General features: G+C 71.9%; 26 protein-coding genes and 1 tRNA gene. 22 read left to right on the forward strand and 5 right to left on the reverse strand.

The window, feature by feature from the left end; all coding sequences use genetic code 11:
• Positions 1–36: 36 nt before the first annotated feature.
• From HP507_RS07700 to scpB, 8 genes are all read left to right on the forward strand, one after another.
• Positions 37–1,143 carry a histidinol-phosphate transaminase gene (locus HP507_RS07700; protein WP_175351199.1) on the forward strand — a complete coding sequence of 369 codons (1,107 nt, stop codon included), beginning with the start codon at positions 37–39 and terminating at the stop codon, positions 1,141–1,143.
• Positions 1,140–1,742: an imidazoleglycerol-phosphate dehydratase HisB gene (gene hisB, locus HP507_RS07705; protein ID WP_175351200.1), complete on the forward strand. Its 603-nt coding sequence runs from the start codon at positions 1,140–1,142 to the stop codon at positions 1,740–1,742. The genes HP507_RS07700 and hisB overlap by 4 nt, the downstream gene beginning before the upstream one ends.
• Positions 1,739–2,410, forward strand: coding sequence for an imidazole glycerol phosphate synthase subunit HisH (gene hisH, locus HP507_RS07710; protein ID WP_175351201.1), 672 nt, complete (start codon positions 1,739–1,741; stop codon positions 2,408–2,410). The genes hisB and hisH overlap by 4 nt, the downstream gene beginning before the upstream one ends.
• A 38-nt stretch (positions 2,411–2,448) precedes the next feature.
• Positions 2,449–3,195 (forward strand): bifunctional 1-(5-phosphoribosyl)-5-((5-phosphoribosylamino)methylideneamino)imidazole-4-carboxamide isomerase/phosphoribosylanthranilate isomerase PriA, encoded by a 747-nt coding sequence (gene priA / locus HP507_RS07715; protein WP_175351202.1) that lies wholly within the window; start codon positions 2,449–2,451, stop codon positions 3,193–3,195.
• A 4-nt stretch (positions 3,196–3,199) separates the two neighbouring features.
• Complete coding sequence (locus HP507_RS07720; RefSeq protein WP_271207134.1) at positions 3,200–4,048, forward strand: SseB family protein; 849 nt, start codon at positions 3,200–3,202, stop codon at positions 4,046–4,048.
• 103 nt (positions 4,049–4,151) lie between these two features.
• The gene (locus tag HP507_RS07725) at positions 4,152–5,030 is read left to right on the forward strand and encodes a ParA family protein (protein WP_175351203.1); all 879 of its coding nucleotides are present in this window, start codon (positions 4,152–4,154) and stop codon (positions 5,028–5,030) included.
• On the forward strand, positions 5,014–5,871 hold the full coding sequence (locus HP507_RS07730) for a segregation and condensation protein A (protein WP_175351204.1): 858 nt from the start codon (positions 5,014–5,016) through the stop codon (positions 5,869–5,871). The genes HP507_RS07725 and HP507_RS07730 overlap by 17 nt, the downstream gene beginning before the upstream one ends.
• Positions 5,861–6,571 (forward strand): SMC-Scp complex subunit ScpB, encoded by a 711-nt coding sequence (gene scpB / locus HP507_RS07735; RefSeq protein WP_217508584.1) that lies wholly within the window; start codon positions 5,861–5,863, stop codon positions 6,569–6,571. Before HP507_RS07730 ends, scpB begins: the two co-directional genes overlap by 11 nt.
• A gap of 70 nt (positions 6,572–6,641) precedes the next feature.
• Here scpB and HP507_RS17835 read toward each other — a convergent pair whose 3' ends face one another.
• Complete coding sequence (locus HP507_RS17835; RefSeq protein ID WP_175351205.1) at positions 6,642–7,211, reverse strand: hypothetical protein; 570 nt, start codon at positions 7,209–7,211, stop codon at positions 6,642–6,644.
• A 498-nt stretch (positions 7,212–7,709) separates the two neighbouring features.
• On the opposite strand from HP507_RS17835, the gene HP507_RS17840 reads away from it, so the two are divergent.
• From HP507_RS17840 to HP507_RS07770, 6 genes are all read left to right on the forward strand, one after another.
• Positions 7,710–8,465: a pseudouridine synthase gene (locus HP507_RS17840; protein WP_246328593.1), complete on the forward strand. Its 756-nt coding sequence runs from the start codon at positions 7,710–7,712 to the stop codon at positions 8,463–8,465.
• Positions 8,466–8,484: 19 nt separating this feature from the next.
• Entirely contained in the window at positions 8,485–9,609 is a 1,125-nt protein-coding gene (locus HP507_RS07750; RefSeq protein ID WP_175351206.1) for a prephenate dehydrogenase, read from the forward strand.
• A gap of 239 nt (positions 9,610–9,848) precedes the next feature.
• Positions 9,849–10,463: a (d)CMP kinase gene (gene cmk, locus HP507_RS07755; protein ID WP_376984706.1), complete on the forward strand. Its 615-nt coding sequence runs from the start codon at positions 9,849–9,851 to the stop codon at positions 10,461–10,463.
• Between the two features lie 38 nt (positions 10,464–10,501).
• The gene (gene der / locus HP507_RS07760) at positions 10,502–12,028 is read left to right on the forward strand and encodes a ribosome biogenesis GTPase Der (protein ID WP_175351208.1); all 1,527 of its coding nucleotides are present in this window, start codon (positions 10,502–10,504) and stop codon (positions 12,026–12,028) included.
• A 20-nt stretch (positions 12,029–12,048) separates the two neighbouring features.
• Positions 12,049–12,675, forward strand: a complete 627-nt coding sequence (locus HP507_RS07765) for a hypothetical protein (protein WP_175351209.1) — start codon at positions 12,049–12,051, stop codon at positions 12,673–12,675.
• Between the two features lie 112 nt (positions 12,676–12,787).
• Positions 12,788–13,309 carry a hypothetical protein gene (locus tag HP507_RS07770; protein ID WP_175351210.1) on the forward strand — a complete coding sequence of 174 codons (522 nt, stop codon included), beginning with the start codon at positions 12,788–12,790 and terminating at the stop codon, positions 13,307–13,309.
• Here HP507_RS07770 and HP507_RS07775 read toward each other — a convergent pair.
• Positions 13,306–14,133: a helix-turn-helix domain-containing protein gene (locus tag HP507_RS07775; protein ID WP_271207131.1), complete on the reverse strand. Its 828-nt coding sequence runs from the start codon at positions 14,131–14,133 to the stop codon at positions 13,306–13,308. The two genes, HP507_RS07770 and HP507_RS07775, sit on opposite strands and share 4 nt — an antisense overlap.
• Before the next feature lie 104 nt (positions 14,134–14,237).
• On the opposite strand from HP507_RS07775, the gene HP507_RS07780 reads away from it, so the two are divergent.
• The gene (locus tag HP507_RS07780) at positions 14,238–15,110 is read left to right on the forward strand and encodes an oxidoreductase (RefSeq protein ID WP_175351211.1); all 873 of its coding nucleotides are present in this window, start codon (positions 14,238–14,240) and stop codon (positions 15,108–15,110) included.
• Positions 15,111–15,123: 13 nt separating this feature from the next.
• On the opposite strand, the gene HP507_RS07785 is transcribed toward HP507_RS07780, so the two are convergent.
• Positions 15,124–17,283: a RecQ family ATP-dependent DNA helicase gene (locus tag HP507_RS07785; protein WP_254700994.1), complete on the reverse strand. Its 2,160-nt coding sequence runs from the start codon at positions 17,281–17,283 to the stop codon at positions 15,124–15,126.
• A 63-nt stretch (positions 17,284–17,346) separates the two neighbouring features.
• A complete protein-coding gene (locus HP507_RS07790) occupies positions 17,347–18,819 on the reverse strand; it encodes a hypothetical protein (protein WP_175351212.1) in 1,473 nt (490 codons plus the stop codon).
• A 70-nt stretch (positions 18,820–18,889) separates the two neighbouring features.
• Here HP507_RS07790 and HP507_RS07795 point away from each other — a divergent pair, with 70 nt between their 5' ends.
• From HP507_RS07795 to HP507_RS18540, 4 genes are all read left to right on the forward strand, one after another.
• Positions 18,890–19,714 carry an endonuclease/exonuclease/phosphatase family protein gene (locus tag HP507_RS07795; RefSeq protein ID WP_175351213.1) on the forward strand — a complete coding sequence of 275 codons (825 nt, stop codon included), beginning with the start codon at positions 18,890–18,892 and terminating at the stop codon, positions 19,712–19,714.
• Positions 19,711–20,298, forward strand: coding sequence for a DUF2238 domain-containing protein (locus tag HP507_RS07800; protein WP_175351214.1), 588 nt, complete (start codon positions 19,711–19,713; stop codon positions 20,296–20,298). Before HP507_RS07795 ends, HP507_RS07800 begins: the two co-directional genes overlap by 4 nt.
• A 124-nt stretch (positions 20,299–20,422) precedes the next feature.
• A tRNA-Pro gene (locus HP507_RS07805) sits at positions 20,423–20,496 on the forward strand.
• Positions 20,497–20,560: 64 nt separating this feature from the next.
• Positions 20,561–20,881, forward strand: coding sequence for a DDE-type integrase/transposase/recombinase (locus tag HP507_RS18540; RefSeq protein ID WP_175351241.1), 321 nt, complete (start codon positions 20,561–20,563; stop codon positions 20,879–20,881).
• Here the strand turns inward: HP507_RS18540 and HP507_RS07815 are convergent.
• Positions 20,878–21,315, reverse strand: coding sequence for a MarR family winged helix-turn-helix transcriptional regulator (locus HP507_RS07815; RefSeq protein ID WP_175351215.1), 438 nt, complete (start codon positions 21,313–21,315; stop codon positions 20,878–20,880). The genes HP507_RS18540 and HP507_RS07815 overlap by 4 nt on opposite strands.
• Before the next feature lie 73 nt (positions 21,316–21,388).
• On the opposite strand from HP507_RS07815, the gene HP507_RS07820 reads away from it, so the two are divergent.
• From HP507_RS07820 to purU, 3 genes are read left to right on the forward strand one after another with little or no spacing between them, the layout of a single operon-like run.
• Positions 21,389–22,732: an aminomethyl transferase family protein gene (locus tag HP507_RS07820; protein WP_175351216.1), complete on the forward strand. Its 1,344-nt coding sequence runs from the start codon at positions 21,389–21,391 to the stop codon at positions 22,730–22,732.
• Positions 22,733–22,754: 22 nt separating this feature from the next.
• Complete coding sequence (locus HP507_RS07825) at positions 22,755–23,627, forward strand: methylenetetrahydrofolate reductase (protein ID WP_175351217.1); 873 nt, start codon at positions 22,755–22,757, stop codon at positions 23,625–23,627.
• Positions 23,624–24,529, forward strand: a complete 906-nt coding sequence (gene purU, locus HP507_RS07830; protein WP_175351218.1) for a formyltetrahydrofolate deformylase — start codon at positions 23,624–23,626, stop codon at positions 24,527–24,529. The genes HP507_RS07825 and purU overlap by 4 nt, the downstream gene beginning before the upstream one ends.
• Positions 24,530–24,558 lie beyond the last annotated feature (29 nt).

Consider the following 24,558-nt stretch of genomic DNA (forward strand, 5'->3'; position numbering starts at 1 on the left):
GGTCTCCCGACCGGCCACGCGGCCTACGATGGATCGGTGGCATTCACGCTCGAAGACCTCCCGATCCGAGACGACCTGCGCGGGCAGAGCCCGTACGGCGCCCCGCAGAAGCACGTCCGCGTGCAGCTCAACGTCAACGAGAACACGCATCCGGTGCCCGCCGACGTGGCCGAGGACATCGTCGCGTCGATCCGACAGGCACTCGCGACCGTGAACCGCTACCCCGACCGTGAGTTCACCGAGCTGCGTCAGTCGCTCGCGGACTACCTCCAGCACGACCTCACCGCCGAGCAGATCTGGGCCGCGAACGGTTCGAACGAGGTCCTGCAGCAGCTGCTCCAGGCCTTCGGCGGTCCGGGCCGCACCGTGCTCGGCTTCCCGCCCACCTACTCGATGCACTCGATCCTCGCCTCGGGCACGGGCACGACGTGGATCCCGGCGCAGCGTGACGACGAGTACCGCATCGCACCCGAGACGGTCGTCGCCGCGATCCGCGAGCACCGGCCCGACATCGTGTTCCTCTGCGGCCCGAACAACCCGACGGGGACCCCGCTGCCGATCGAGACGATCGAGGCCGCGTACGACGCGACCGACGGCATCGTGATGGTGGACGAGGCGTACGCCGAGTTCATGCCGGCCGACGTTCCGAGTGCGCTCACGCTGCTCCCCGGTCGCGAGCGTCTCGTCGTGTCCCGCACCATGAGCAAGGCCTTCGCGTTCGCCGGTGCCCGCGTCGGGTACATGGCCGCCCACCCGGCCGTCATCGACGCGATCCGCCTCGTCCGGCTGCCGTACCACCTGTCCGTCCTGACCCAGGCGGCAGCGGTCGCGGCGCTCCGGCACGCGCCGGAGATGCTCGCGATGGTCGACGACATCAAGCAGCAGCGCGACCGCATGGTCACGGAACTCCGGGCGATGGGCTACCGCACGTACGAGACCTGGTCGAACTTCGTCCTGTTCGGCGGCGTGGCCGACCCGCACGCCGCGTTCGAGGCCCTGCTCGAACAGGACGTCATCGTCCGCGACCTCGGCATCCCGAACCACCTGCGGGTGAGCGCCGGCACCGAAGAGGAGACCACGGCCTTCCTCGACGCCATGCGCCGCGTCGCCGCCGATCAGCCGCCGGTTAGGGTTGCAGCATGACCGCGCGCACCGCCACGATCAGCCGGAGCACGAGCGAGTCGAGCATCGAGCTCGAGCTCGACCTCGACGGCACCGGCACGTCCGACATCTCGACGAGCGTGCCGTTCTTCGACCACATGCTGACGGCGTTCAGCAAGCACTCCCTGATCGACCTCCGCGTGCGCTCGACGGGGGACACCCACATCGACGTGCACCACACGGTCGAGGACACCGGCATCGTGCTCGGCCAGGCGATCAAGCAGGCACTGGGCGACCGCTCCGGCATCGGCCGCTACGGTGACGCCCTCGTGCCCCTGGACGAGGCACTGGCCCAGGCCGTCGTGGACGTCTCGGGCCGTCCGTTCCTCGTGCACACGGGGGAGCCCGCCGGCTTCGAGTTCCACCGCATCGGCGGGCACTTCACGGGCTCGATGGTCCGCCACGTGTTCGAGGCGATCACGTTCAACGCCGGCATCACCGTGCACGTCCGCCTGCTCGAGGGCCGCGACCCGCACCACATCGCCGAGGCCGAGTTCAAGGCGTTCGCCCGGGCGATGCGCAGGGCGGTCGAGCTCGACCCGCGCGTCGACGGCATCCCCTCCACGAAGGGCGCGCTGTGACCGGGGGCACGAACGCCGGGGGCGCGAACACCGGGGGCGCCAAGCCGAACGTCGTCGTCCTCGACTACGGGTCGGGCAACGTGCACTCCGCGGCCAAGGCCCTGGAACGCGCCGGAGCCGACGTCACGCTGACCGCCGACAAGCAGGCGGCGCTGCGGGCCGACGGGCTGCTCGTGCCCGGCGTCGGCGCGTTCGCCGCCGTGATCGACCAGCTCGAAGGGGTGCAGGGCGGCGAGATCGTCGACCACCGTCTGGCGGGCGGCCGTCCGGTGCTCGGCATCTGCGTCGGCATGCAGGTGCTGTTCTCGCGGGGCATCGAGCGCGGCGCCGACGTCGCGGGGCTCGGGCAGTGGCCGGGCACGGTCGAGGAGATCCAGGCCGAGGTCCTGCCGCACATGGGGTGGAACACGGTCGAGGCGCCGGAGGACTCCGTGCTCTTCGACGGTCTCCACGACGAGCGGTTCTACTTCGTGCACTCGTACGGCGTGACCGACTTCCCGCTCGAGGCGTACGGCCCGTTCCGTGCCCCGCGGCTGACGTGGGCCGAGCACGGGCAGCGGTTCGTGGCCGCCGTGGAGAACGGCCCGCTCACCGCGACCCAGTTCCACCCGGAGAAGTCGGGGGAGCCGGGCATCCGGCTGCTCCGCAACTGGGTCGACTCGCTCTGAGCGCCCCCAGCACGACCCGCAACGAAACCGACAGGACCATGACCGACCTCATCGCCACCCCGCCCCTCGTCCTGCTCCCCGCCGTGGACGTCGTCGACGGTCAGGCGGTCCGCCTCACCCAGGGCGAAGCCGGCAGCGAGACCTCGTACGGCGACCCGGTGTCGGCGGCCCGCACCTGGCGTGACCAGGGCGCGGAGTGGATCCACCTCGTCGACCTCGACGCCGCGTTCGGCCGCGGTGACAACCGCCGGGTCATCGCGCACGCCGTGCACGAGGTCGAGGGCGTCGCCGTCGAACTCTCCGGCGGGATCCGCGACGACGCCTCGCTCGAGGCTGCGCTGGCGACGGGGGCCGCGCGCGTGAACCTCGGTACGGCCGCCCTCGAGAACCCGGAGTGGGCCGCCCGTGTGATCCGGAAGTACGGCGAGCAGATCGCCGTCGGCCTCGACGTCCGCGGCACGACGCTCGCGAGCCGTGGCTGGACGGAGGACGCCGGCGACCTGTGGGAGGTCCTCGACCGCCTCGAGGAAGCCGGTTGTGCCCGGTACGTGGTGACCGACGTCACGAAGGACGGCACGCTGCAGGGGCCGAACGTCGACCTCCTCCGCGAGGTCTGCGACCGCACCGACCAGCCCGTGGTCGCCTCCGGCGGCATCTCGACCCTCGACGACCTCCGGGCGCTGCGCGAGCTCGTGCCGAACGGCCTCGAAGGCGCGATCATCGGCAAGGCGCTCTACTCCGGGGCGTTCACGCTCCCCGCGGCCCTCGACATCGCTTCGGAGTAGCCGGGTGGCGGGCATCTCGAACGGCCGCGGCGCCGGACCGGACGCGCCGGAAGGTGCCGGGCACCCGGACGGTGCCCGGCACGACGCGCACACTCCCGGCGGAGCGGCCGACTCCGCGGGATTCGCGTGGGCCGGCCGGACGTTCGAGCAGCACGACACCACCTTCGACGACGACGACGGCCTCGCCGACCCGACACTCGTGGCCGCGATCTCCGCCCTGCGCGACGGCGGCTCCCAGCGGGCGGTCGTCGACGCGCTCCGCACCGCGCGGCTCCTCATCCCGCTCGTCGCGGAAGCCGGCGACGTCGGCCACACCGACGAGGGCAAGCTCGTCGACAAGACCCAGGAGCTCTCGATCGTCACGGTCGCCGGACCCGACGGACGCAGCGTGATGCCGGCGTTCACCTCGGTCGACGCGATGCGGAGCTGGGACGCCGACGCCCGGCCCGTCCCGGTCGAGTCCCGGCGCGTCGCGATGGCTGCGGCGAGCGAGGAGACCCAGCTCGTCGTGCTCGACCCGACGGCTCCGACCGAGTTCGTGCTCCGCCGTCCCGCGGTGTGGGCGATCGGGCAGGACGTGCCGTGGACCCCCTGCTTCGAGGACCCGGAGGTCGCCCGGGCGTTCGCCGACTCCATCGTGGGGGAGCGCTCGGTGGCGCGGGTCGAGCTCGCGCCCGGGGACCCGCTCGGACGGTTCGCCGGTGCGGAGCTGACCGTGGGCCTGGCGCTCCACCCGGGCCTCGACCAGACGCAGGTGCAGGAGCTGGTGGGGCGACTCCAGCAGCGCTGGACGGCGGACGCCGTCATCTCGGAACGCGTGGACAGCATGCGGGTGGCGCTGCGCCGGGCATGACCCGCGCCTCCAGACCCGGAGGCACGGCGCAGGCCCGCCCCGTCGGCTCGCCGAGGCGGCGGTGCGGCCCGGCGCCACGGCGGGTCGCCGGTACGATGACGGGGTGAGCACGAACCCGACGACCAGCCCCGGAACCGGCGAGACCACCTACGGTCCGACCGGACGGCCCGTCCGGCAGTTCGCGGTGCCCGAGGAGCTCGACGGTCACGGTCCCGCTCGCATCATCGCGCTCTGCAACCAGAAGGGCGGCGTGGGCAAGACCACGACGTCGATCAACCTCGGCGCGGCGCTCGCGGAGTACGGCCGGAAGGTCCTCGCGGTGGACTTCGACCCGCAGGGTGCCCTGTCGGCAGGGCTCGGCGTGCGGACGCACGACATCCCCACCGTGTACGACCTGCTGATGGGGTCGATCAAGGACCCGCACCAGGTCATCCAGCCGACGAACACGCCGTACCTCGACGTCATCCCGGCGAACATCGACCTGTCCGCGGCCGAGGTGCACCTCGTGAACGAGGTCGCGCGAGAGCAGATCCTCGCGAGCGTGCTGCGGAAGGTCGCGAACGACTACGACGTCATCCTCGTCGACTGCCAGCCGTCGCTCGGACTGCTCACCGTGAACGCCCTCACGGCGGCGCACGGCGTGCTCATCCCGCTCGAGTGCGAGTTCTTCGCCCTGCGCGGTGTCGCGCTGCTCATCGAGACGATCGACAAGGTGCGCGACCGGCTCAACCCGGCGCTGCAGCTCGACGGCATCCTGGCGACGATGTACGACTCGCGGACGCTGCACTCGCGCGAGGTGATGGAGCGCGTCGTCGACACCTTCGACGAGAAGGTCCTCGACACCGTGATCGGGCGCACCGTGAAGTTCCCGGACGCCACCGTCTCCGCCCGGCCGATCACCCAGACCGCTCCGGACCACGCCGCCGCGCACGCGTACCGGCAGCTCGCACGGGAGCTCGTCGAGCGTGGCGCCGTCGCCTGACGACGCCCCCGGCGACCCCGAGACCAGCCCCGCGCCGGCGGGCACCACGACCGCGCCCGGGTTCCGGGTGCGGCTGCGGAACTTCGACGGGCCGTTCGACCTGCTCCTCTCGCTCATCACGAAGCACGAGCTCGACATCACCGAGGTGTCGCTCGGCGCGGTGACGGGGGAGTTCATCGAGTACGTGCGGCAGGCGGAGTCCGAGGACGAACTCGACGAGGCCAGCGAGTTCCTCGTCGTCGCCGCGACCCTGCTCGACCTGAAGATCGCCGGACTGCTGCCGCAGGGCGAGCTGGTCGACGCCGAGGACGTCGCCCTCCTCGAAGCCCGCGACCTGCTGTTCGCGCGACTGCTGCAGTACCGCGCGTTCAAGCAGGCGGCCGACTGGTTCGGTTCCCGCTGGCTGGACGAATCGCGTCGGCACGTCCGGAGCGTCCGTCTCGAGGAGCGGTTCCGGGCCCGGACGCCCGAGCTCGTGTGGACCCTGTCCGTGCAGGACTTCGCAGCGCTCGCGACCCTGGCGTTCGCCCCGCGGGAGATCCCGACCGTCGGGCTCGACCACCTGCACGCGCCGCTCGTCAGCATCCGGGAGCAGGCCGCGATCGTCGTCTCCATCCTCCGCACCCGCGCCGACGAGGACGTCTCGTTCCGCGAGCTGGTCGCCGGCGTCTCGGAGACGGGTATCGTGGTGGCTCGCTTCCTCGCGATCCTGGAGCTGTACCGGAACGCGTCCATCTCGTTCGAACAGTTGGAACCGCTCGGGGAGCTGACGCTCCGCTGGACCGCTGAGGACTGGTCCGACGAGAGCCTCGCCAACCTGGGAGCCGACTATGACGGATGACGTGCACGACACGTCCAGCGCCGAACCCGGCGGCGCCGACGAGATCGGCGACGCCCGCGCGATCGAGCAGGAGCTGCACGAGGGGCGGGAGGAGCGCGACGAACCGGACGCGCACGTCGCCCACCCGGAGATCCCGATCGACCGGCAGCTCGAGGCCATCCTGATGATCGCGGACGAGCCGCAGTCACTCGTCGCCCTCGGTGCCGCGGTCGGCGCCCCGGTGCCCGCCGTCCGCCAGGCGATCGAGCGGCTCGTCGACGACTTCGACGGTGTCGACGGGACGATCCGCCGCGGGTTCGAGCTCCGCGAGGTCGGCGGCGGCTGGCGCTTCTACGTCCGACAGGACCTCGACGCCGTCGTCGAGCAGTTCGTCGAGGCCGAACGCCCCTCCCGCCTCTCGCAGGCCGCGCTCGAGACCCTCGCGGTGGTGGCGTACAAGCAGCCGATCACCCGCTCGCAGATCGCCTCGATCCGCGCCGTGAACGTCGACGGGGTGGTCCGCACCCTCGTCGCCCGAGGACTCATCGAGGAGTCGTTCACGGACGCCGAGACCGGCGCCATCAACTACGTCACGTCCGGTCTGCTCCTGCAGCAGCTCGGCATCAACTCGCTCGACGAGCTGCCGCTCATCTCGCCCCTCCTGGACGACGGTGCCGACGGCTTCGGGCAGAACGAAGGGATCCCCGATGGCCGCTCATGAGGAACACGGACGAGGCGGCCCACGGGGCGGTGCGGGTGGCCGCGCGGGCTCGGGTCGGCCTGGAGGCGCGTCACGCGACCGCAACGCGGGCTCCGGCCGTGCGGGTGGCCGGTACGGGGACGCGGGTCGCGACGACCGGGGTGGGTACCGGGGGCGTGACGACCGTGCTGCTTCGGGCCGCCGAGACGACGACCGTGGTGGAGACCGCGGCGGGTACCGAGGTGCTTCGCCGCGCCGTGACGACGACCGTGGTGGGTACCGGGGCGGCAGCGACCGCGGTGGGTACCGCGGCGGGGACGACCGTTCCGGCGGCGGGTACCGGGGGCGCGACGACCGTGCTGCCTCGGGCCGGCGTGACGACGACCGCGGCGGAGACCGCGGCGGGTACCGAGGCGCTTCGCCGCGCCGTGACGACGACCGTGGCGGGTACCGGGGCGGCAGCGAGCGCGGTGGGTACCGCGGCGGCGACGACCGTTCCGGCGGCGGGTACCGGGGGCGCGACGGTGGCGCCGGTGGCGGGTACCGCGGGCGCGACGACCGTGCCGGTGGCACCGGTGGCGGCTACCGCGGGCGTGACGATCGCGCCGGTGGCGCCGGGGGCGGGTACCGCGGGCGCGACGAGCGGTCCGGCGGAGACCACGGCCGCTTCGTGAGTCGTGACGACGACCGACGCGGTGGCGACCGCAGCGGGTTCGTCAGCCGCGACGACCGCGGCGCCGGTGGGTACCGCGGACGCAACGACCGCACCGACCGCACCGACCGAGACGACCGTGGCGCCGGTGGGTACCGCGGACGCGACGACGACCGACGCGGTGGGGGCGGAGCCCGCCGGAGCGCACCGCGCCGCGACGACGACCGCCGTGACGATCGCCGTGACGACCGTCGCGGGCCCGACGGGCAGCAGAGCCGCGTCTGGCACAACGGCCGTCGCTACGTCGGCGGCACCACGAGTCCGCGGAACAGCGACCGACCACGCGGCACCGACCGTCGCACGACCCCGAAGCCCGAGGGCGCCCGCGACCAGCAGGGCCAGCCGCTCGAGGGCACGCCCGAGCGCCCGATCATCCCGGACTGGGACGCGGCGGACGGGACGGCGACCGCCGGAGCCGCACCGAGCCTCCAGGCCGACGGTGAGCGCCTGCAGAAGGTCATCGCCGCTGCGGGCGTGGCGTCCCGCCGCGTCGCGGAGAACCTCATCGTCGAGGGCCGTGTGACCGTGAACGGCGAGGTCGTCGACGCGCTCGGCCGCCGGGTCGACCCGCAGACCGACGAGATCGCGGTGGACGGCGTGCCGGTGCAGATCGACACCTCGCGCCGCTACGTCCTCCTCAACAAGCCGACCGGCATCGTCTCGAGCCTGCAGGACGAGCGCGGCCGACGCGACCTGTCCGAGTTCGTCGACCGGTACGAGGAGCGTCTGTTCAACGTCGGCCGTCTGGACACCGAGACCTCCGGGCTGCTCGTCCTGACGAACGACGGTGACCTGGCGCACGTGCTCGCGCACCCGTCGTTCGGCGTGACGAAGACGTACATCGCGAAGGTCCGCGGCAACGTGAACCCGGCGACCGTGCAGCGGCTGCTCGACGGCGTGGAGCTCGAGGACGGGCCGATCGCCGCCGACAAGGTGCGGTTGCTCGAGTCCTCCCGCGGGGAGTCGCTCGTCGAGATCACGCTGCACTCGGGTCGCAACCGCATCGTCCGCCGCATGCTCGACGAGGTCGACCACCCGGTGCTCGAACTCGTCCGTCGCTCGTTCGGTCCGCTGCACCTGGGGTCGCTGCCGATCGGGAAGACGCGTGAGCTCTCGACGGTCGAACTCGGCAAGCTCCTCCGCATCGCCCGTGAAGCGAAGGGTTCTCCACAGGTCGCGGAGGGCGAAGAGTCGTCGGACTGACGATCGGTAGGCTTGCCGGGTGACCGACGCCACCGCCCCGCACGCCGAACCGGACATCGACCGGCGGCTCCGCGGACCCGTGCGGGTCGTCGGTGCCGGGCTGCTCGGTGCCTCGATCGGGCTGGCGCTGCGCGAGAAGGGGGTCGACGTCGTCCTGGACGACGTGTCGCCGGCCGCACTCGCACTCGCCGTGGACTACGGCGCCGGGCGTCGGCCGGCCGACGGCGACGACCCGGAGCTCGTCGTGGTCGCGGTCCCGCCGGACGTCGTGGCGTCCGTCGTCGAGCGTGAACTGGCGGCCTACCCGGACGCCGTCGTGACGGACGTGGCGAGCGTGAAGTCCGGGCCGCTCGCGAGCCTCCGTGCCGCCGGTGCGGACGTCAGCCGCTACATCGGCTCGCACCCCATGGCCGGGCGGGAACGCAGTGGCCCGACCGCCGCCCGCGCCGACCTGTTCGTCGGGCAGCCGTGGGTGATCGCCGGGCACGACGACATCACGTACCAGCGCGCCGCCGTGGTCGAGGACCTGGCGCTCGACGTGGGTGCGACCGTGGTGCCGATGGACCCGGAGTCGCACGACCTCGCGGTGGCGTACGTCTCGCACACGCCGCAGCTCGTGTCGACGCTGATGGCCTCGCGGCTGCGCGACGCTCCGGACGGTGCACTCGGCCTGGCCGGCGGCGGGGTGCGTGACGTCACCCGGATCGCCGCGAGCGACCCCGGGCTGTGGGTGCAGATCATCGGCGCGAACGCCCAGCGGATCCGTCCGGTGCTCACCGACCTCCGGGCCGACCTCGACCGTGTGCTCGAGGCGCTCGACGACCCCGCGGCGTCCGGCGCGCCGCGCGCCATCGCCGAGACGATCGCCGCGGGCAACCGCGGTGTCGAACGGTTGCCGGGCAAGCACGGCACCACGAAGCGTTTCGCCCAGGTGGTCGTCCTCGTCGACGACACCCCCGGGCAGATCGCCGCCCTCCTCACGTTCATCGGGGAGATCGGCATCAACCTCGAGGACATGCGCCTCGAGCACTCACCGGGCGCGCAGATCGGCATCGTCGAGGTGTCGGTCGTGCCCGAGCAGGAACAGCGGCTCGTCGAGGAACTCGAGGGCCGCGGATGGAGGATCGCAGCAGCATGGGCGTGAACGAAGCGCAGGACTCCGGTGTGACCGGTGGGCCGGACGGACCCGACACGGGTCTGCCGACGCCGGGCGACCAGCCCGGTCCGATCGGCGGCGGTGACCTCGCCGGCGGCCTGGACGGCCAGGGCGGCGGCGAACCCGGTTCCACGCGCGACCCGCTCCCCGCCGGCCTCGCCGACGGCGCGTACGTCGCGAAGTTCGTCGTCGCGGTCGACGGCCCCGCGGGCAGCGGCAAGTCGAGCGTGTCACGTGCGGCCGCCCGCGCGCTCGGCTTCGGCTACCAGGACACCGGGGCCGCCTACCGCGCCCTCGCGTGGCACGCCCTGCAGCAGGCCGTCGACCTCGACGACCCCGCCGCCGTGCTCGGGAGCTGGGACACCTTCGACTACGAGATCGGCACCGACCCCGACGACTACTTCGTCCGGGTGAACGGCACCGACGTGACGGACGCGATCCGGACGCCGGAGGTCACCGCCGCGGTCGCCCACATCGCGAAGCTGCCCGAGGTCCGGCAGCGTCTCGTGCAGCTGTTCCGCCAGGTCATGCGACGGACGGATGCCCGGGGGATCATCACCGAGGGGCGTGACATCACCACCGTGGTGGCCCCGGACGCCGAAGTCCGTATCCTCCTGACGGCCGACGAGTCGGTTAGGATGGCCAGGCGCTCGGCCGAGGTCACGACCCAGTCGGCCGCCGAGACCTCCGCTGCACTCGCCCGTCGGGACGCCGCGGACGCGAAGGTCGTCGACTTCATGAACGCCGCGGACGGCGTCACGACGCTCGACTCCACCGACCTCGACTTCGACCAGACCGTGCAGGCGGTCGTCGAGCTGGCCCGAAGCACGGCCACGAACTGATCACCCGCGGCCGCAGGGCCGCTCACGAGGAATCCACCATGGCGCAGCTGGACAACGACAACCCGGCGAACGACGACTTCCCCGAGTACGACGACGCGCTCGGCGAGCGGCTCGCCGGACTCGACGAGGCCGAGGCCGAGCAGCGGGCGAACGCGCTCCGCGCCGGGCTCGAGGACTACGAGCTCGACGAGGAAGACGTCGCCCTGCTCGAAGCCGGGCAGCTCGGCGAGGACGGCATCACCTACCTGCCGGCGTACCCGGTGCTCGCGATCGTCGGCCGTCCGAACGTCGGCAAGTCGGCGCTCGTCAACCGCATCCTCGGCCGCCGTGAAGCCGTCGTGCAGGACGTCCCCGGCGTCACCCGCGACCGCGTCTCGTACAAGGCCGAGTGGAACGACAAGCGCTTCACCCTCGTCGACACCGGCGGGTGGGAGCCGGACGCGCAGGGCATCAACGCCTCGGTCGCCGCGCAGGCCGAGGTCGCGATCGACCTCGCCGACGCCGTGCTCTTCGTCGTGGACGTCACGGTCGGCATCACGGCCACCGACGAGCACGTCGTGAAGATGCTCCGCGGAACCGACCGTCCGGTGATCGTCGTCGCGAACAAGTCCGACGACGACCGCCGCGACCTCGACGCGTACGAGCTGTGGAACCTCGGTCTGGGGGAGCCGCACCCGGTGTCGGCCCTGCACGGGCGTGGCGTCGCGGACCTCCTCGACCTCATCGTGAAGACGCTGCCGGACACGTCGGCCGTCGCCAAGCAGGAGGTCGGCGGTCCCCGTCGCGTGGCGATCCTCGGCCGTCCGAACGTCGGCAAGAGCTCGCTGCTCAACAAGGCCGCCGGTGAAGAGCGCGTCGTCGTGAACGACCTCGCCGGCACCACCCGTGACCCGGTGGACGAGCAGATCGAGCTCGGCGGACGGGTCTGGCGCTTCGTCGACACGGCCGGCATCCGGAAGCGCGTGCACCTGCAGCAGGGCGCCGACTTCTACGCTTCCCTCCGCACGACGGCCGCCCTCGAGAAGGCCGAGGTCGCCGTCGTCGTCCTCGACGTCACCGAGCCGATCTCCGTGCAGGACCTCCGCATCATCGACCTGGTCCTCGAGTCCGGTCGCGCCCTCGTCCTGGCGTACAACAAGTGGGACCTGCTGGACGACGACCGCCGCCGCTACCTCGAGCGCGAGATCGAGCAGGACCTCGCGCACGTGGCCTGGGCGCCGCGCGTGAACATGTCGGCCCGCACCGGCCGCCACCTCGAGAAGCTCGTCCCGGCGCTCGAGACCGCCCTCGAGTCGTGGGACACCCGCATCCCGACGGGCAAGGTCAACGCCTTCATCGCCGAGCTCGTGCAGGAGCACCCGCACCCGGTCCGGGGTGGCAAGCAGCCCCGCATCCTGTTCGGTACCCAGGCGTCGAGCCAGCCGCCGACGTTCGTGCTCTTCACGACGGGCTTCCTCGACCCGCAGTACCGCCGGTTCATCACCCGGCGTCTCCGCGAGGTGTGGGGCTTCTCGGGCACGCCGATCATCGTCAACATGCGAGTCCGCGAGCGCCGCAAGCGCTGAGACCGAGCGGGGGTTCGAGCGTGACGGGGGCGAGACGTCGATGGCTGTTCGTGGCCGTCGGGGTGATCGCCGCCGTCGCGCTCGTCCTCGCCTGGAGCACCCTGCAGACCGAGCGGCGGGCCGGTGGGACCCGGCCGGTGCCGAGCACCACGCCGCTCGCCGAGCAGGGGAGCGGTGGCGGCGCGCTCACCCCGCCGTCGAACGTGCTCGGTGCGCCCGTCCCGGAACCGGGGTCGGACTCCGGCAGCGGCGAATCGCCGATCGCCCCGTGGTGGCAGCGCGTCCCACCCGTCGAGGGCGACCTGCTCCCCATCGACCGTGGGATCACGGGCCACGTGCGGATCGAGGACGACCCGGACCTCGGCCTGTTCATCTCCTTCGACCACTTCCAGGTGTGGTCTCCGAACCAGCACCTGAGCACGGTGCGAGTCGTGCTGTCGAACGGGATCGTGGTGGGGGAGCAGCGTGGGTTCTGGGCCGATCGTGGGCAAGCGGTCGACGTCGGGAGCATCCCGATCGACACCGCGGAGCAGTCCCTCTCGATCACGACGCCGGAGGTCTTGCCCGACGACGTCCGCGCGCTCGTGATCCGCGATCCCGACACCGGCGAGGTCATCGGCGGTGCGTCGCTGATCCCCACGGACTGACGGACCCGACCCGCGGATCGGGTGGGCCGGCGGAGCAGCGCGCGTCGCGCCTCCAGGACCGTCCAGGAGGCGCGGTGCCGGACCATGGCGCCGGATACGGCACGATGGGACGGTGACGCAGCAGAACGCCGGGCTCGGTGCCCTCGCCGACCGCCTGTGGTGCCGCCTGCGGCTCGACCGGCTCGCCGGCGGCCGGCAGGCCGGGTACGTGATCCGCGAGGACATGCTCGAGCATCCGGAGACGGTGCGGTCGTTCCGCTGGATCCGCTGGCTGCTCGTCGCCGAGACCGTGGTGGGTCTCGCGGCGATCGTCGTCGCCGTGCTGCTCACGAGGGCCGGGCAGACCATCCCGTGGGCGGTGTGGTTCCGGGCGACCGTCGTGCTGCTCATCACCCTGACGCTCTACGTGTTCGCGTGGCGTGCGCAGCTCGGGTACTACTGGGCGTACCAGCGGTTGCGGTTGTTCAGCCGGATCTTCCCGGTCGTCACGCTCGTGGTGGCGGCGATCCCGGGGCTCTACCCGTTCTGGATGGTCATCGAGCAGATCGTGTTCTCGCTGCTCATGATCGGCATCGGGGACGTGCTCACCACGGACCACATGCGGGCGACGTTCCCGAAGCCCGGCCGACGCTAGACGGTCGTCGCGGCGAGGCTTCCGAGCAGTGCCAGGGCGCGGGCGGAGGGCGACCCCGGTTCGGCGTGGTGGACGACGAGGAGCTGCCCGTCGGTACCGCCGATGCCGAGCTTCTCGCGGCGGAGCTCCAGGTCGCCGACCTCCGGGTGCCACATCCGCACGGTGCCACCGCCGAGGGGCCGGACGTCGTGTCGCGCCCACAGGCGTCGGAAGTCCTCGCTGCCGAGCGACAGCTCACCGACGAGGGTGGTGATCGCCGGGTCGTCGACGTCGGCACCGATGGACGACCGGAACGAGGCCACCATCCCGCCCATCTGGTGCTCCCAGTCGGGGTAGCGTTCCTGGTCGGCACGACTGAGGAACATGGTGCGCAGCCGGTTCTCGCCGGCCCGCATCCCCGGGGCCAGCGCGGTGGCGAGGGCGTTCGCGGCGAGGACGGCGAACGCGCGGTTCTCCACGAACGCGGGCAGCGCGACCACGTCGAGCAGCTGCAGCGTTCCCGACGGCACCGTCCGAGCCGACTGCGGCCGGGGCGTCCGGCGACGGGTGAGGGACGTGTCGGCGAGGGTCCGGAGGTACGCGGACGCCGTCGCGTCGAGGCCGAACACCCGGGCGATCGCGTCGAGCACCTGGGCCGACGGGTTGCGGTCCCGGCCCTGTTCCAACCGGAGGTAGTAGTCGGCGCTGATGCCGGCGAGCGTGGCCACCTCCTCGCGGCGGAGGCCGGGTGTCCGCCGGACACCCGTCACGCGGAGCCCGGCGTCCTCCGGGCTCACGAGCTCGCGCCGTGCCCGGAGGTACTCGCCCAGCGTGTTGTCGCTCACACCGTCGATGCTACGGTCCGCCGACCGGTCCGGTCCTGGTCCTCGTGGTCCCAGGGTCGAGGGGGACCTGCCCGTGCGTCCGGTCCCGGAGCATCGTGGTCGACATGACGGACACGACACTCCCCGGCGGCACGTACCGCCTCGCCGACGACCTCGACCTCACCCGCGTCGGGTACGGCGCCATGCAGCTCGCCGGTCCCGGCGTCTTCGGCCCGCCCGCCGACCGTGCGGAGGCGGTCCGCGTCCTCCGCACGGTGGTCGAGCTCGGCATCACCCACATCGACACGGCGGACTTCTACGGGCCGCACGTCACGAACGAGGTCATCCGCGAGGCACTGCACCCGTACGCGGACGGCCTGCACATCGTCACGAAGGTCGGTGCCCGCCGTGACGCCGACGGCGGATGGCCGCACGCCCGGGAGCCGCACGAGCTCGTCGAGCAGGTGCACGACAACCTCCGCAACCTCGGACTCGAACGGCTCGACGTGGTGAACCTCCGCGTCGGCGGGTTCGACGCGCCGGAACCGGGCAGCCTCGCGCCGCAGTTCGAGGCGCTCGCCGAACTCCAGCAGCAGGGGCTGATCAAACACCTCGGCCTCTCCACCGTGAACGCCGAACAGCTCGCGGAAGCGCAGACGATCGCGCCCGTCGTCTGCGTGCAGAACATGTACAACGTCGCCCGCCGCGAGGACGACGCCCTGGTGGACGCCACCGCCGAGCAGGGCATCGCCTACGTGCCGTACTTCCCGCTCGGCGGCTTCTCCCCGCTGCAGTCCGGCACGCTCGACGCCGTGGCCGAGCGGCTCGGGGCGTCCCGTCTGACGATCGCGCTGTCGTGGCTGCTGCAGCGCTCGCCGAACATGCTGCTCATCCCGGGCACCTCCTCCGTCGCGCACCTGCGCGACAACGTCGCGTCGGCGGCCTTCGCCCTGCCGGCGGACGCGGTGGCCGAGCTGGACGCGATCGGCGCCGTCTGAGACGCGGCTGCGGTCAGGCGACGGTGGCCAGCGCGAACGGCAGCACGGCCGACGCCCCCGCCCGCCGCAGTTCCCGCCCCGCCACGGTCATCGTCCACCGGCTGTCCACGAGGTCGTCCACGAGCAACACGGGTCCCTCGTGCGACTGCAGGGCCGCAGCCAGCGTCGGACCGACCACGAACGTGTCCCACACGCCCGACAACCGGTAGGCGCTGTTCGTCGCACCGTCCCCTCGGGGTGTGCCACCGTTCCGCCCGAGCGTCCCGAGGAACTGCAGCCGTCCGATCGAGGACAACGCCTGCGCGAGCGACGCCACGAGCTGGGGACGGGAACGCGACGACATCGCCACGACCCCCGTCGGTCGGGTCTCCCACGGCCAGTCCTTGAGCGCCCGGACGCAGCCGTCGACCAGTTCGCGCGACACCGGAGCGTCCGGCGCACCCGATCCGAAGAGCGCCCGGAGCGGCCCACCCCACCCGAGGTCGGTGAGGCGGGCGACGGCGCGGCCCGGCTGCACGAGCTCGTCGGGGCCGATCTTGCCGCGGACGGGCACGCCGAGCGCCGCCATGCCGGACGGCCACTGCGCCCGCGGAGCGATCTCGACGCCCACCTTGTCGAGCGCCGCAGCAGCCCCGGATGCGTCGGAGTCGGACACCGAGGACGGGTACCAGACGCCGGCGCAGTTGTCGCACCGCCCGCAGGGTTCGGCGGACGGGTCGTCGAGGTCCTGCTGCAGCAGCTGCATCCGGCACGCCGAGGTGGACTCGTAGCCGAGCATCGACGCGGCCTCGGCAGCGCGGGCGGCCGCGACACGCTCGTAGCGGGGTGCGTCGTACTCCCACGGCTGCCCGGTCGCGACCCACCCGCCGGTGACCCGTCGGACGGCGCCGTCGACGTCGAGCACCTTGAGCAGGAGTTCGAGCGTGGACCGCTTGATGTCGACCAGGCCCTCGAGCGCGACGGTCGACAGGGGGGATGACGACGCGGACAGCGCATCCAGCACGGCGGACGCCCGCGCCTGTGTCGGCATGGAAGCGCTCGCGAAGTACTGCCAGATCTCCTGGTCTTCCCGACCGGGCAGCAGGAGAACGTCCGCGTTGTCGGTGGCACGGCCGGCGCGACCGATCTGCTGGTAGTACGCCACGGGTGAGGACGGCGCGCCGACGTGCACGACGAACCCGAGGTCGGGCTTGTCGAACCCCATCCCGAGCGCGCTCGTGGCGACGAGGGCCTTGAGTTCGTTGCCCTTGAGCTGCTGCTCGAGCTGCTCGCGCTCCTCGGTGTCGGTGCGGCCGGTGTAGGCACGGACGGCGTACCCGTTCTCACGCAGGAGCCGGGCGATGTCCTCGGCAGCGGAGACCGTCAGCGTGTAGATGATCCCGCTGCCGGGCAGGTCCCCGAGGTGTGCGAGCAGCCAGCCGAGGCGCTGCCGGGCGTCGGGGAGCGTCAGGACGCCCAGGCGGAGCGACGCCCGCGCCAGTGATCCGCGGATGGTGAAGACCGGGTCGTCCGGGCCGGCCGTCAGCTGTTCGGCGACGTCCTCGACCACGCGCTCGTTCGCCGTCGCGGTGGTGGCGAGCACGGGCACCCCGTGCGGGAGCGACCGGATGAGTTCGGCGAGCCGCCGGTAGTCCGGCCGGAAGTCGTGGCCCCAGTCCGAGATGCAGTGCGCCTCGTCGACGACGAGCATCCCCATCCGGGCGATCAGCGTCGGTAGCTGCTCGTCGCGGAACTTCGGGTTGTTGAGCCGTTCCGGGGAGACGAGGAGCACGTCCACTTCGTCGCGGGCGAGGGCGGCCTGGGTCTCGCCCCACTCGTGCGCGTTCGCGGAGTTGATCGAGACCGCGCGGACACCGGCGCGGCCCGCCGCGGCGACCTGGTCGCGCATGAGCGCCAGCAGCGGGGACACGAGCACGGTGGGGCCGCCGCCGCGGCGCCGGAGCAGCAGGGTCGCGAGGAAGTACACCGCCGACTTGCCCCAGCCGGTGCGCTGCACGACGAGGGCGCGCTGCCGGTGCTCCACGAGGGCGGAGATCGCCTCGAGCTGGCCGGGGTGGAAGACCGCGTCCGGACGCCCGGTCAGGGCGTGCAGCGCCTCCTGCGCCTCCGCCCGGATCTCGGCGGACGGCGGAGCGGGCGACGCAGCGGGGGAACCGAGACCGAGACCAGACATGACCCCATGCTGTCAGCACCGACCGACGGAAGCGGGTCGCGCCTGCAGACCGTGGACAACCTGCTACTGGTACGTCACCAGCGACGGCGTCGGCGACACGTCCGCCATCGTCTGCTGCGGCGACAGCATCGGCTGGTCTTCGTCGGTGAAGTTCTTCCAACCCCAGTGCACGCCCGACGGGGCGTCCGCGTGCAAGGCCTTCCACGTCGCCTGCTTGTCCGGCTGCGACCCCTGCCCGTCCGCGTGGATGAGCAGGTCGAGTTCCGGGTGTTCCTGCAGAGCGGACCGGTCCTGGACCATCGACAGCCGGAACTGGTGCAGCACGAGCGCCTTGGGCGGCAGCCCCTGCGCCCGCACGAGTTGTGCGAGCCAGGACGACACCTCGTTCACCTCGGATGCCGTCGCGCTCCCGATCTGCTGCAACGGCACCTGGTCGTGCCCGAGGCGCCACTCCGGGTCGAGCGCGAGCCACACACCGGGCTCGGCCAGCAAGGACTCGTACCGCTTCGCCTGCGACAGGAAGTCCGCGCGCCCCGGCTGCAGGTCGAGGATCACCGGCATCCCGGCGTCGTGCGCGGCGTCCACGTACGGCTCGAGCGTCGACACGGGCAGCTCGGAGGAGTAGTCCCCATCCGGTCCGGCATCGCCTGCGGCGACGGTCGCGATCACCTCCAGCGCGGGCGTGACCGGCACGTCGCCGAGGCCCTCGTAGCCGGCCGCGACGGACCGTGCGCGCTGCACCGTCGCCTCGGGGCCCTGCTCACCGAGCACACCGAGCGCGGGTGCACCGGGCGCGCCGTACAGCGCGACGTAGCGGTGCCCGTCGAACGGACGCTGCCCGCCGTTCGGCAGCTGCCAGCCGTTCTCCGCTGCGCGCACGGTCCACTCCGCGTCACCGAGCGCGCCGAAGGCAGCCCCGACGAGCACCGTCGGGTGGTCGGCCCGCTCGTGCAGCGCCGTCACGACACCGGGCGCCGCTGCCGGGTCGGTCACCCCGCGCGGCATGGTCACCACCCGCGCGCCCGCGGCCTTCGCGGTCGCCACGGCTGCGGCTTCCGCACGCGCGTCCGCCACGACCACGGTGGCCGTCCTGGAGGCCCGGCTCGACGCCGGCGCGTGACCACCGTCCGGTGCGTCCCGCTCCGGCACGTCGGTGTCGATCGAGACGTCGCCCTCGGCCTCGTACCAGTCGGCGCCGAGCCGGTGCAGCTCGCGAGCGACGTCGGCACCGCTCGAGCCGGTGAGGAGTGCCGGCACGTGCGCGGCCTCCGCAGCGCTCGCCGCGGATCGGACCGCGTCCGGGTCGTCGCCGGGCGCGACCACGGCCCCGGGCGCGGTCCCGAACAGGGCACGGCTCGTCCGGACGGAGCGTTCGGCGGCGTCGGACTGTGCGGCGACCGTCACGGTGTCGGCCCGGGCCTCCGCGAGCGTCGGCCGCGCGGCTCCCGGTCGTCCTCCGGTGCACCCGGCGGCTCCGAGCAGCAGCCCGGTGGCCGCGAGTGCGAGGAGGACACGGGAGGTGGGGCCGGAACGCATCGAGCCACCCTACGAGCCGTCTGCGAACGTCCCTGGGAATCCGACGGGTGTCGTCTCGTAGAAGGGACGCATGCCCGACGACGACCGCCCGCTCATCGGCGCGGTGCAGCCGCCCGAGGTGCACTGCATGACGCTCAACGTCCGCCGCCGGGTCCCGCGGCCCACCGGGCACCCCGATTCGTGGGCGCTCCGGCGGGACGCCGTGGTCGCGCTCGTCACCTCCGAAGCTCCCACCGTCCTCGCCGTCCAGGAGGCGCTGCCCGCCCAGTCCGCGGACCTCACGGCCGCCCTCGGGTCGCGTTGGGAACCCGTGCTCGTCGGGCGCGGACGCCGCGGCGGCGGGGAACAGGTGGGGCTGTTCCTCGACCGTTCGCGGGTCGAAGTCGTCGAGCGCCGGTCGTGGGCGCTCTCCCGCCGCCCGCACCGGCGCGGTTCCCGGAGCTGGGGGACCGCGTTCCCGCGGCACGTCGTCGGCGCGGTCGTCCGCGACCGTGCCACGGGCGCGTGCTTCACCGCACTCGCCACGCACCTCGACGTCCTGTCGCCCTGGGCCAGACTGCGGTCCGCCGAACTCCTCGGTCGGATCGTCCGGGAACGCGGCCTGCCCGCCGTCGTGATGGCGGACTGGAACTGCGCGGCGGGCTCCGCCCCATGGCGAGGCCTCGCGGAGGCGGGCGTCGTCGACAGCTGGAGCCGCGCCTCCAGACAGGTGACCGAGCCCTACGGCACGTACCCGCACTACGCGCGTCAGCGTGTCGGGGGCCGGCGCATCGACGGGGTGCTCGTGACGGGGGAGGCGACCGTCGAACGGGTCGCCGTGTCGGACCGCCGGCCGGGCGGTGTCTGGCCGTCCGACCACGCGGCCGTGCACGCGGTCGTCCGGTGGGCGTCGTGATCGCCTCGCTCGGACCGACGTTCCTGCGGCCGCGGTTCCTCGTCGCCGACGTCGTGCGGGCGCTGACGCTCGTGAGCCTCGTCGTCGCGGTGATCGGGTGGGGCGGCACCTCGTTCGCGGTGATGTCGCTGTGCCTGCTCGGCGTCGTCGTGCCGAGGATGCTCGGGCTGCGGCCGGCGTTCGACGTGCTCGTGTGCGTGCTCGTGCTCGTCTCCGGGTGGTCGAGCGTCCTCGAGTGGTACACGACGGTGTTCCTCTGGGACAAGGTCGTGCACGTCCTGCTGACCGGCGTGCTCGCGGCGGTGGCGTACGTCATCGGGTCCGACGTCGGCGCGGTGTCCACGGTGGAACGTGCGCGGCAGCCGATCGCAGTGGTGCTGGCGACCATCGCAGGGTTCGGCATCGGTGCCGTGTGGGAGGTCGGGGAGTGGGCCGGCCACACCTACGTCGACTCGGCCGTCGCCGTCGGGTACGTCGACACGATCGGGGACCTCGCGGCGGACGGACTCGGCGGGCTGCTCGCCGGGTTCGCGCTGCCGTGGCTGGCGGCGCGGCGAGAGGTGGTGCGGCCGGGCGGCCGTTGAGCGCTCGCACCTGCACTCCGGGTGCGACTCGCCGTGGTGATGGAGGGGCCCGGCGTCCGCTATGCTGGTCGGGCTGCTCCGCGCTCCGGTCGGACGCGGGTGGCTGGGTCCCTCACCGGACTCACGGGCTGTGGCGCAGCTTGGTAGCGCACTTGACTGGGGGTCAAGGGGTCGCAGGTTCAAATCCTGTCAGCCCGACCGAGAAACACCTGATCAGAGGCCGTACCCGAATTGCTCGGGTACGGCCTCAACGCTTTCTACGCTGGGCAAGGTCCAAGGACGCAAGAACAGTGGCAAACGTGGTCGCGGCTACGCGTTCCTCCACCACGCGGTCGATGACCACTCCCGGCTGGTGTTCTCTGAGATCCACGGCGATGAGCGCACCGAGACCGTCATCGGGTTCTGGCGGCGCGCTCGAGAGTTCTTCGACCAAGCCGGGTGCGCGATCGAGGCGGTGATGACCGATAACGGTCCCGCCTACGCTGACTGGCTGCATCACTACAATCACCACCGACCCCACACCGGCCTCGGCGGCAGGACCCCATCAGACCGCGTTCACAACCTCACGGGGAACGACACCTAGGCCTCCATGTGACTGTTCACGCGTTCCAGCAGCTCGTGCGCGGCGGCGGCCTCCGCGAGCAGTGCGGGCGGTAGTGCACGCAGCCGTCGTACCCAGAGCGCGCGGATCTTCTCGACGTTCTCGATCGCGTACGGCGTCGCCGTCAGCCGCACGAACCGTGCGTCCTCGGCGACCTGTTCCTTGATGATCAGTTCCCGGGACTCGAGCACGCGCATGGCCGCGCTGACGTTGCTCCGCCGAAGCCTCGTCGCTGCGGCGATCTGCGTCGCATTGGTGCCCGGGTTCCGGATGATCTCGCGGATCACGTCGACCTCGGTGCCGGTCAGGGGCACGATCTCGCGCCGATCCGGAGCTCGGAGCGCCAGTTTCCGCGCGATGTCGAGCACGGCATCGGCGAAGTCCGCGATCGATTCGTCGTCTGTTTGCCCCGTCACTCTTGACAGCCTACCGAGGGAGGTGCGTATGGTTTCATAAACGTAACCACTCGATGATGAGCAGGAGACTCCCATGGCCACTCCCAGCGTGCAGGACGGCATCGATCAGGCCGGGTCCGCGATCAACCTCCTCTGGAAGCCAGGTGTGTCGCCGTGGTCGGTGCCCGTGGTCGCTCCCGAGTACGCCGGCTGGAGCGCGGAGCAGGAGGCGTGGCGTTCGGGAGTCGCCCTGTTCGACCTCTCGTACCATATGTTCGACACCCGCATCGAGGGACCCGACGCGACCCGGCTCCTCAGCGACGTGAGTGCGAACAACTACGAGAAGTTCGCCGTGGACCAGGCGAAGCAGTTCATCCCCGTCGCCAACGACGGCAACATCATCGTCGACGGCATCCTCCTCCGCGAGGCGGAGGACGCGTACACGTTGAGCGGTGTCCCGGCCGCGCAGAACTGGGTCAAGTACTGGGGCGCCGAGGGCGGGTACGACGTCGCGTTCGACACCGACCCGGACTCGTCGGTCAGGAAAGACCGCGACCCGGAGCTGTTCCGCTACCAGGTGCAGGGTCCGCTCGCGATGGAGGTCGTCGCGCGTGCGTTCGGCGGCCCGCTGCCGGAGATCAAGTTCTTCCACTCGCAGCCGGTCGTGCTCGCCGGCAAGCACATCCGTGCCCTCCGGCACGGGATGGCCGGCCAGGCGGGGTACGAGTTCATCGGTCGCTACGAGGACCACCAGGCGGTCAAGGACGCACTCCTCGCGGCGGGTGCTCCGTCGGGCATCGAGCAGGTCGGCGGGCTGGCGTACTTCACGAACGGCATCGAGAGCGGTTGGATCCCGACGCCGACTCCGGCGATCTACACGGACCCGGCGCTCGAGGACTACCGCAGATCGCTCAGCCTGTTCTCGTACGAGGGGCAGAAGCCGCTCAACGGGAGCTTCTTCTCGGAGGACATCGAGGATTACTACCTCTCCCCGTGGGAGCTGGGGTACGGACGCTCGGTCTCCTTCGACCACGACTTCATCGGACGCGACGCACTCCTCGCGGCGAAGAGCGAGGTGCACCGCAGCCGGGTGACGCTCGTGTTGAACCGCGACGACGTGGACCGCGTGTTCGGCGGCGGCCTCGACTTCCGGCTCAGCTACGGCCGGTACCGCATCGAGGCGAAGGGCGAGCTCGCCGGCATGACGTTCTGGACGGCGACCATCGGTCCCCTCGGCACGATCCTCGCGCTCTCCGTGATCGAGGACGCGTTCGCGGAGCCCGGGAGCGAGGTCGAGGTCGTCTGGGGCGAGCATCCCGGAGCCGGCACCGCTGCCGACGCAGATCTCGGGTTCCCGCGCATCCGGGCCACCGTGCAGCCGTCGCCGTTCGACTCGTTCGCCCGCACGCAGTACCGCGCGAACACCGCGGTGGCGTGACCGAGCAGGGGATGCCGAGCGCATGAGCAGTCCGACCACCGGCACCGGCACCGACGTGCGACCGATCCTCGCCGACTTCTCCGTGGAGATGACCGCGAAGGACGTCGACGCCATGCTCGAAGCGGCACCGTCGCTGCCACCGGGGACGCGCATCAACGTCACGTTCCTCGGCAACGAGGACGCCGGGATGCGGCGCGCAGCGGCACGGGCGGTGCGCGACGCCGGCTTCCGCCCGGTCCCGCACATCTCCGCGCGGCGGATCGCCGACCGCGACGAACTCGACGACTTCGTCGGCGCACTGCACGCGGACGGCACGAGCGACTCGCTGTTCGTGATCGCGGGCGACCCCCCTGAACCCATCGGACCGTACGACGGAGCGATCGACGTGATCACCTCGGGGATCGTCGGACGGTACGGGGTCCGGTGCGTGGGCGTCGGCGGGTACCCGGAGGGTCATCCCCTGATCCCGGAAGCGGACCTCTGGTCCTCCCTCGAGCAGAAGGTGGCCGCGATCGCCGAGGCCGGAGCCGAAGGCGAGATCATCACCCAGTTCGGTTTCGATGTCGACGCCGTCCTGCGCTGGGTCGACGGGGTCCGGCAGCGCGGCATCGACCTGCCGATCCGGATCGGCGTGCCCGGTCCCGCCGGCATCAAGCGGCTCGTGGGCTACGCCCGTCGCTTCGGCGTCGGCACCAGTGCGGGGATCGCGAAGAAGTACGGGTTCTCGATCACCAACCTGCTCGGCACCGCGGGGCCCGACCGGTTCATCACCGAGCTCGCGGCGAAGTACGACGAGCACCGCCACGGCGCGATCGCGCTGCACTTCTACACGTTCGGCGGCCTGCGTGCGACCGCGGAGTGGATCCAGGAGTTCCGGAAGGAGTCCGCACGATGACGATCGCGCAAACGGTCACCAGCGTCCCGAGCGACAGCGGCAGGGAGGCCGCGGTCGCCACGCTCATCGTCGACGGTCAGGACCGCCCGGGGATCGTGGAGAGCATCGCGAGCGTCCTCGGCCGGTTCGGCGCGAACATCGTCTCGCTCGACCAGTACTCCGACGACCCCGACGGCGGGCAGTTCTTCCAGCGCACGGAGTTCAGCGTTCCCGGTCTGAGCGCCGTCCTGCCGGACATCGACGAGGCCCTGTCCTCGCGGCTCTCCGACGGGTTCGACCTCCGGTTCACGCTGCGCGACACGAGCGCCCCGAAACGCGTCGCGATCTTCGCGTCCAAGTCGGATCACTGCCTGCTCGAACTGCTCTGGCGGCACCGTCGTGGTGAGCTGCCCGTCAGCATCGCGATGGTGATCTCGAACCACACGGACACCGCGGACGAGGTCCGCGGCTTCGGGATCCCGTTCTTCCACGTCCCGTCCGGCGGACCGGACAAGACCGCGGCGGAAGCCGAACACCTGCGGCTCCTGCAGGGCAACGTCGACTTCATCGTCCTGGCCAGGTACATGCAGATCATCTCCGCGGAGTTCATCGAACAGGTGGACGTGCCGATCATCAACATCCATCACTCCTTCCTCCCCGCCTTCGTCGGTGCGGGGCCGTACGCGAAGGCGAAGGAACGCGGCGTGAAGCTGATCGGCGCGACGGCGCACTACGTGACCGAGGACCTCGACCAGGGGCCGATCATCGAGCAGGACGTCGTCCGGGTCACGCACGCGGACACCGCCGTCGATCTCCGACGACGGGGTGCGGACGTCGAGCGCTCCGTGCTCGCACGCGCCGTGCAGTGGCACAGCGAAGACCGCGTCATCCGCCACGGGAACCACACGGTCGTCTTCGCGTGAGCGCCTGAACCCGCGCGACCGCCTGGACC

Source organism: Curtobacterium pusillum (assembly GCF_013359865.1).
In the GTDB taxonomy this organism is placed as follows: domain Bacteria; phylum Actinomycetota; class Actinomycetes; order Actinomycetales; family Microbacteriaceae; genus Curtobacterium; species Curtobacterium pusillum.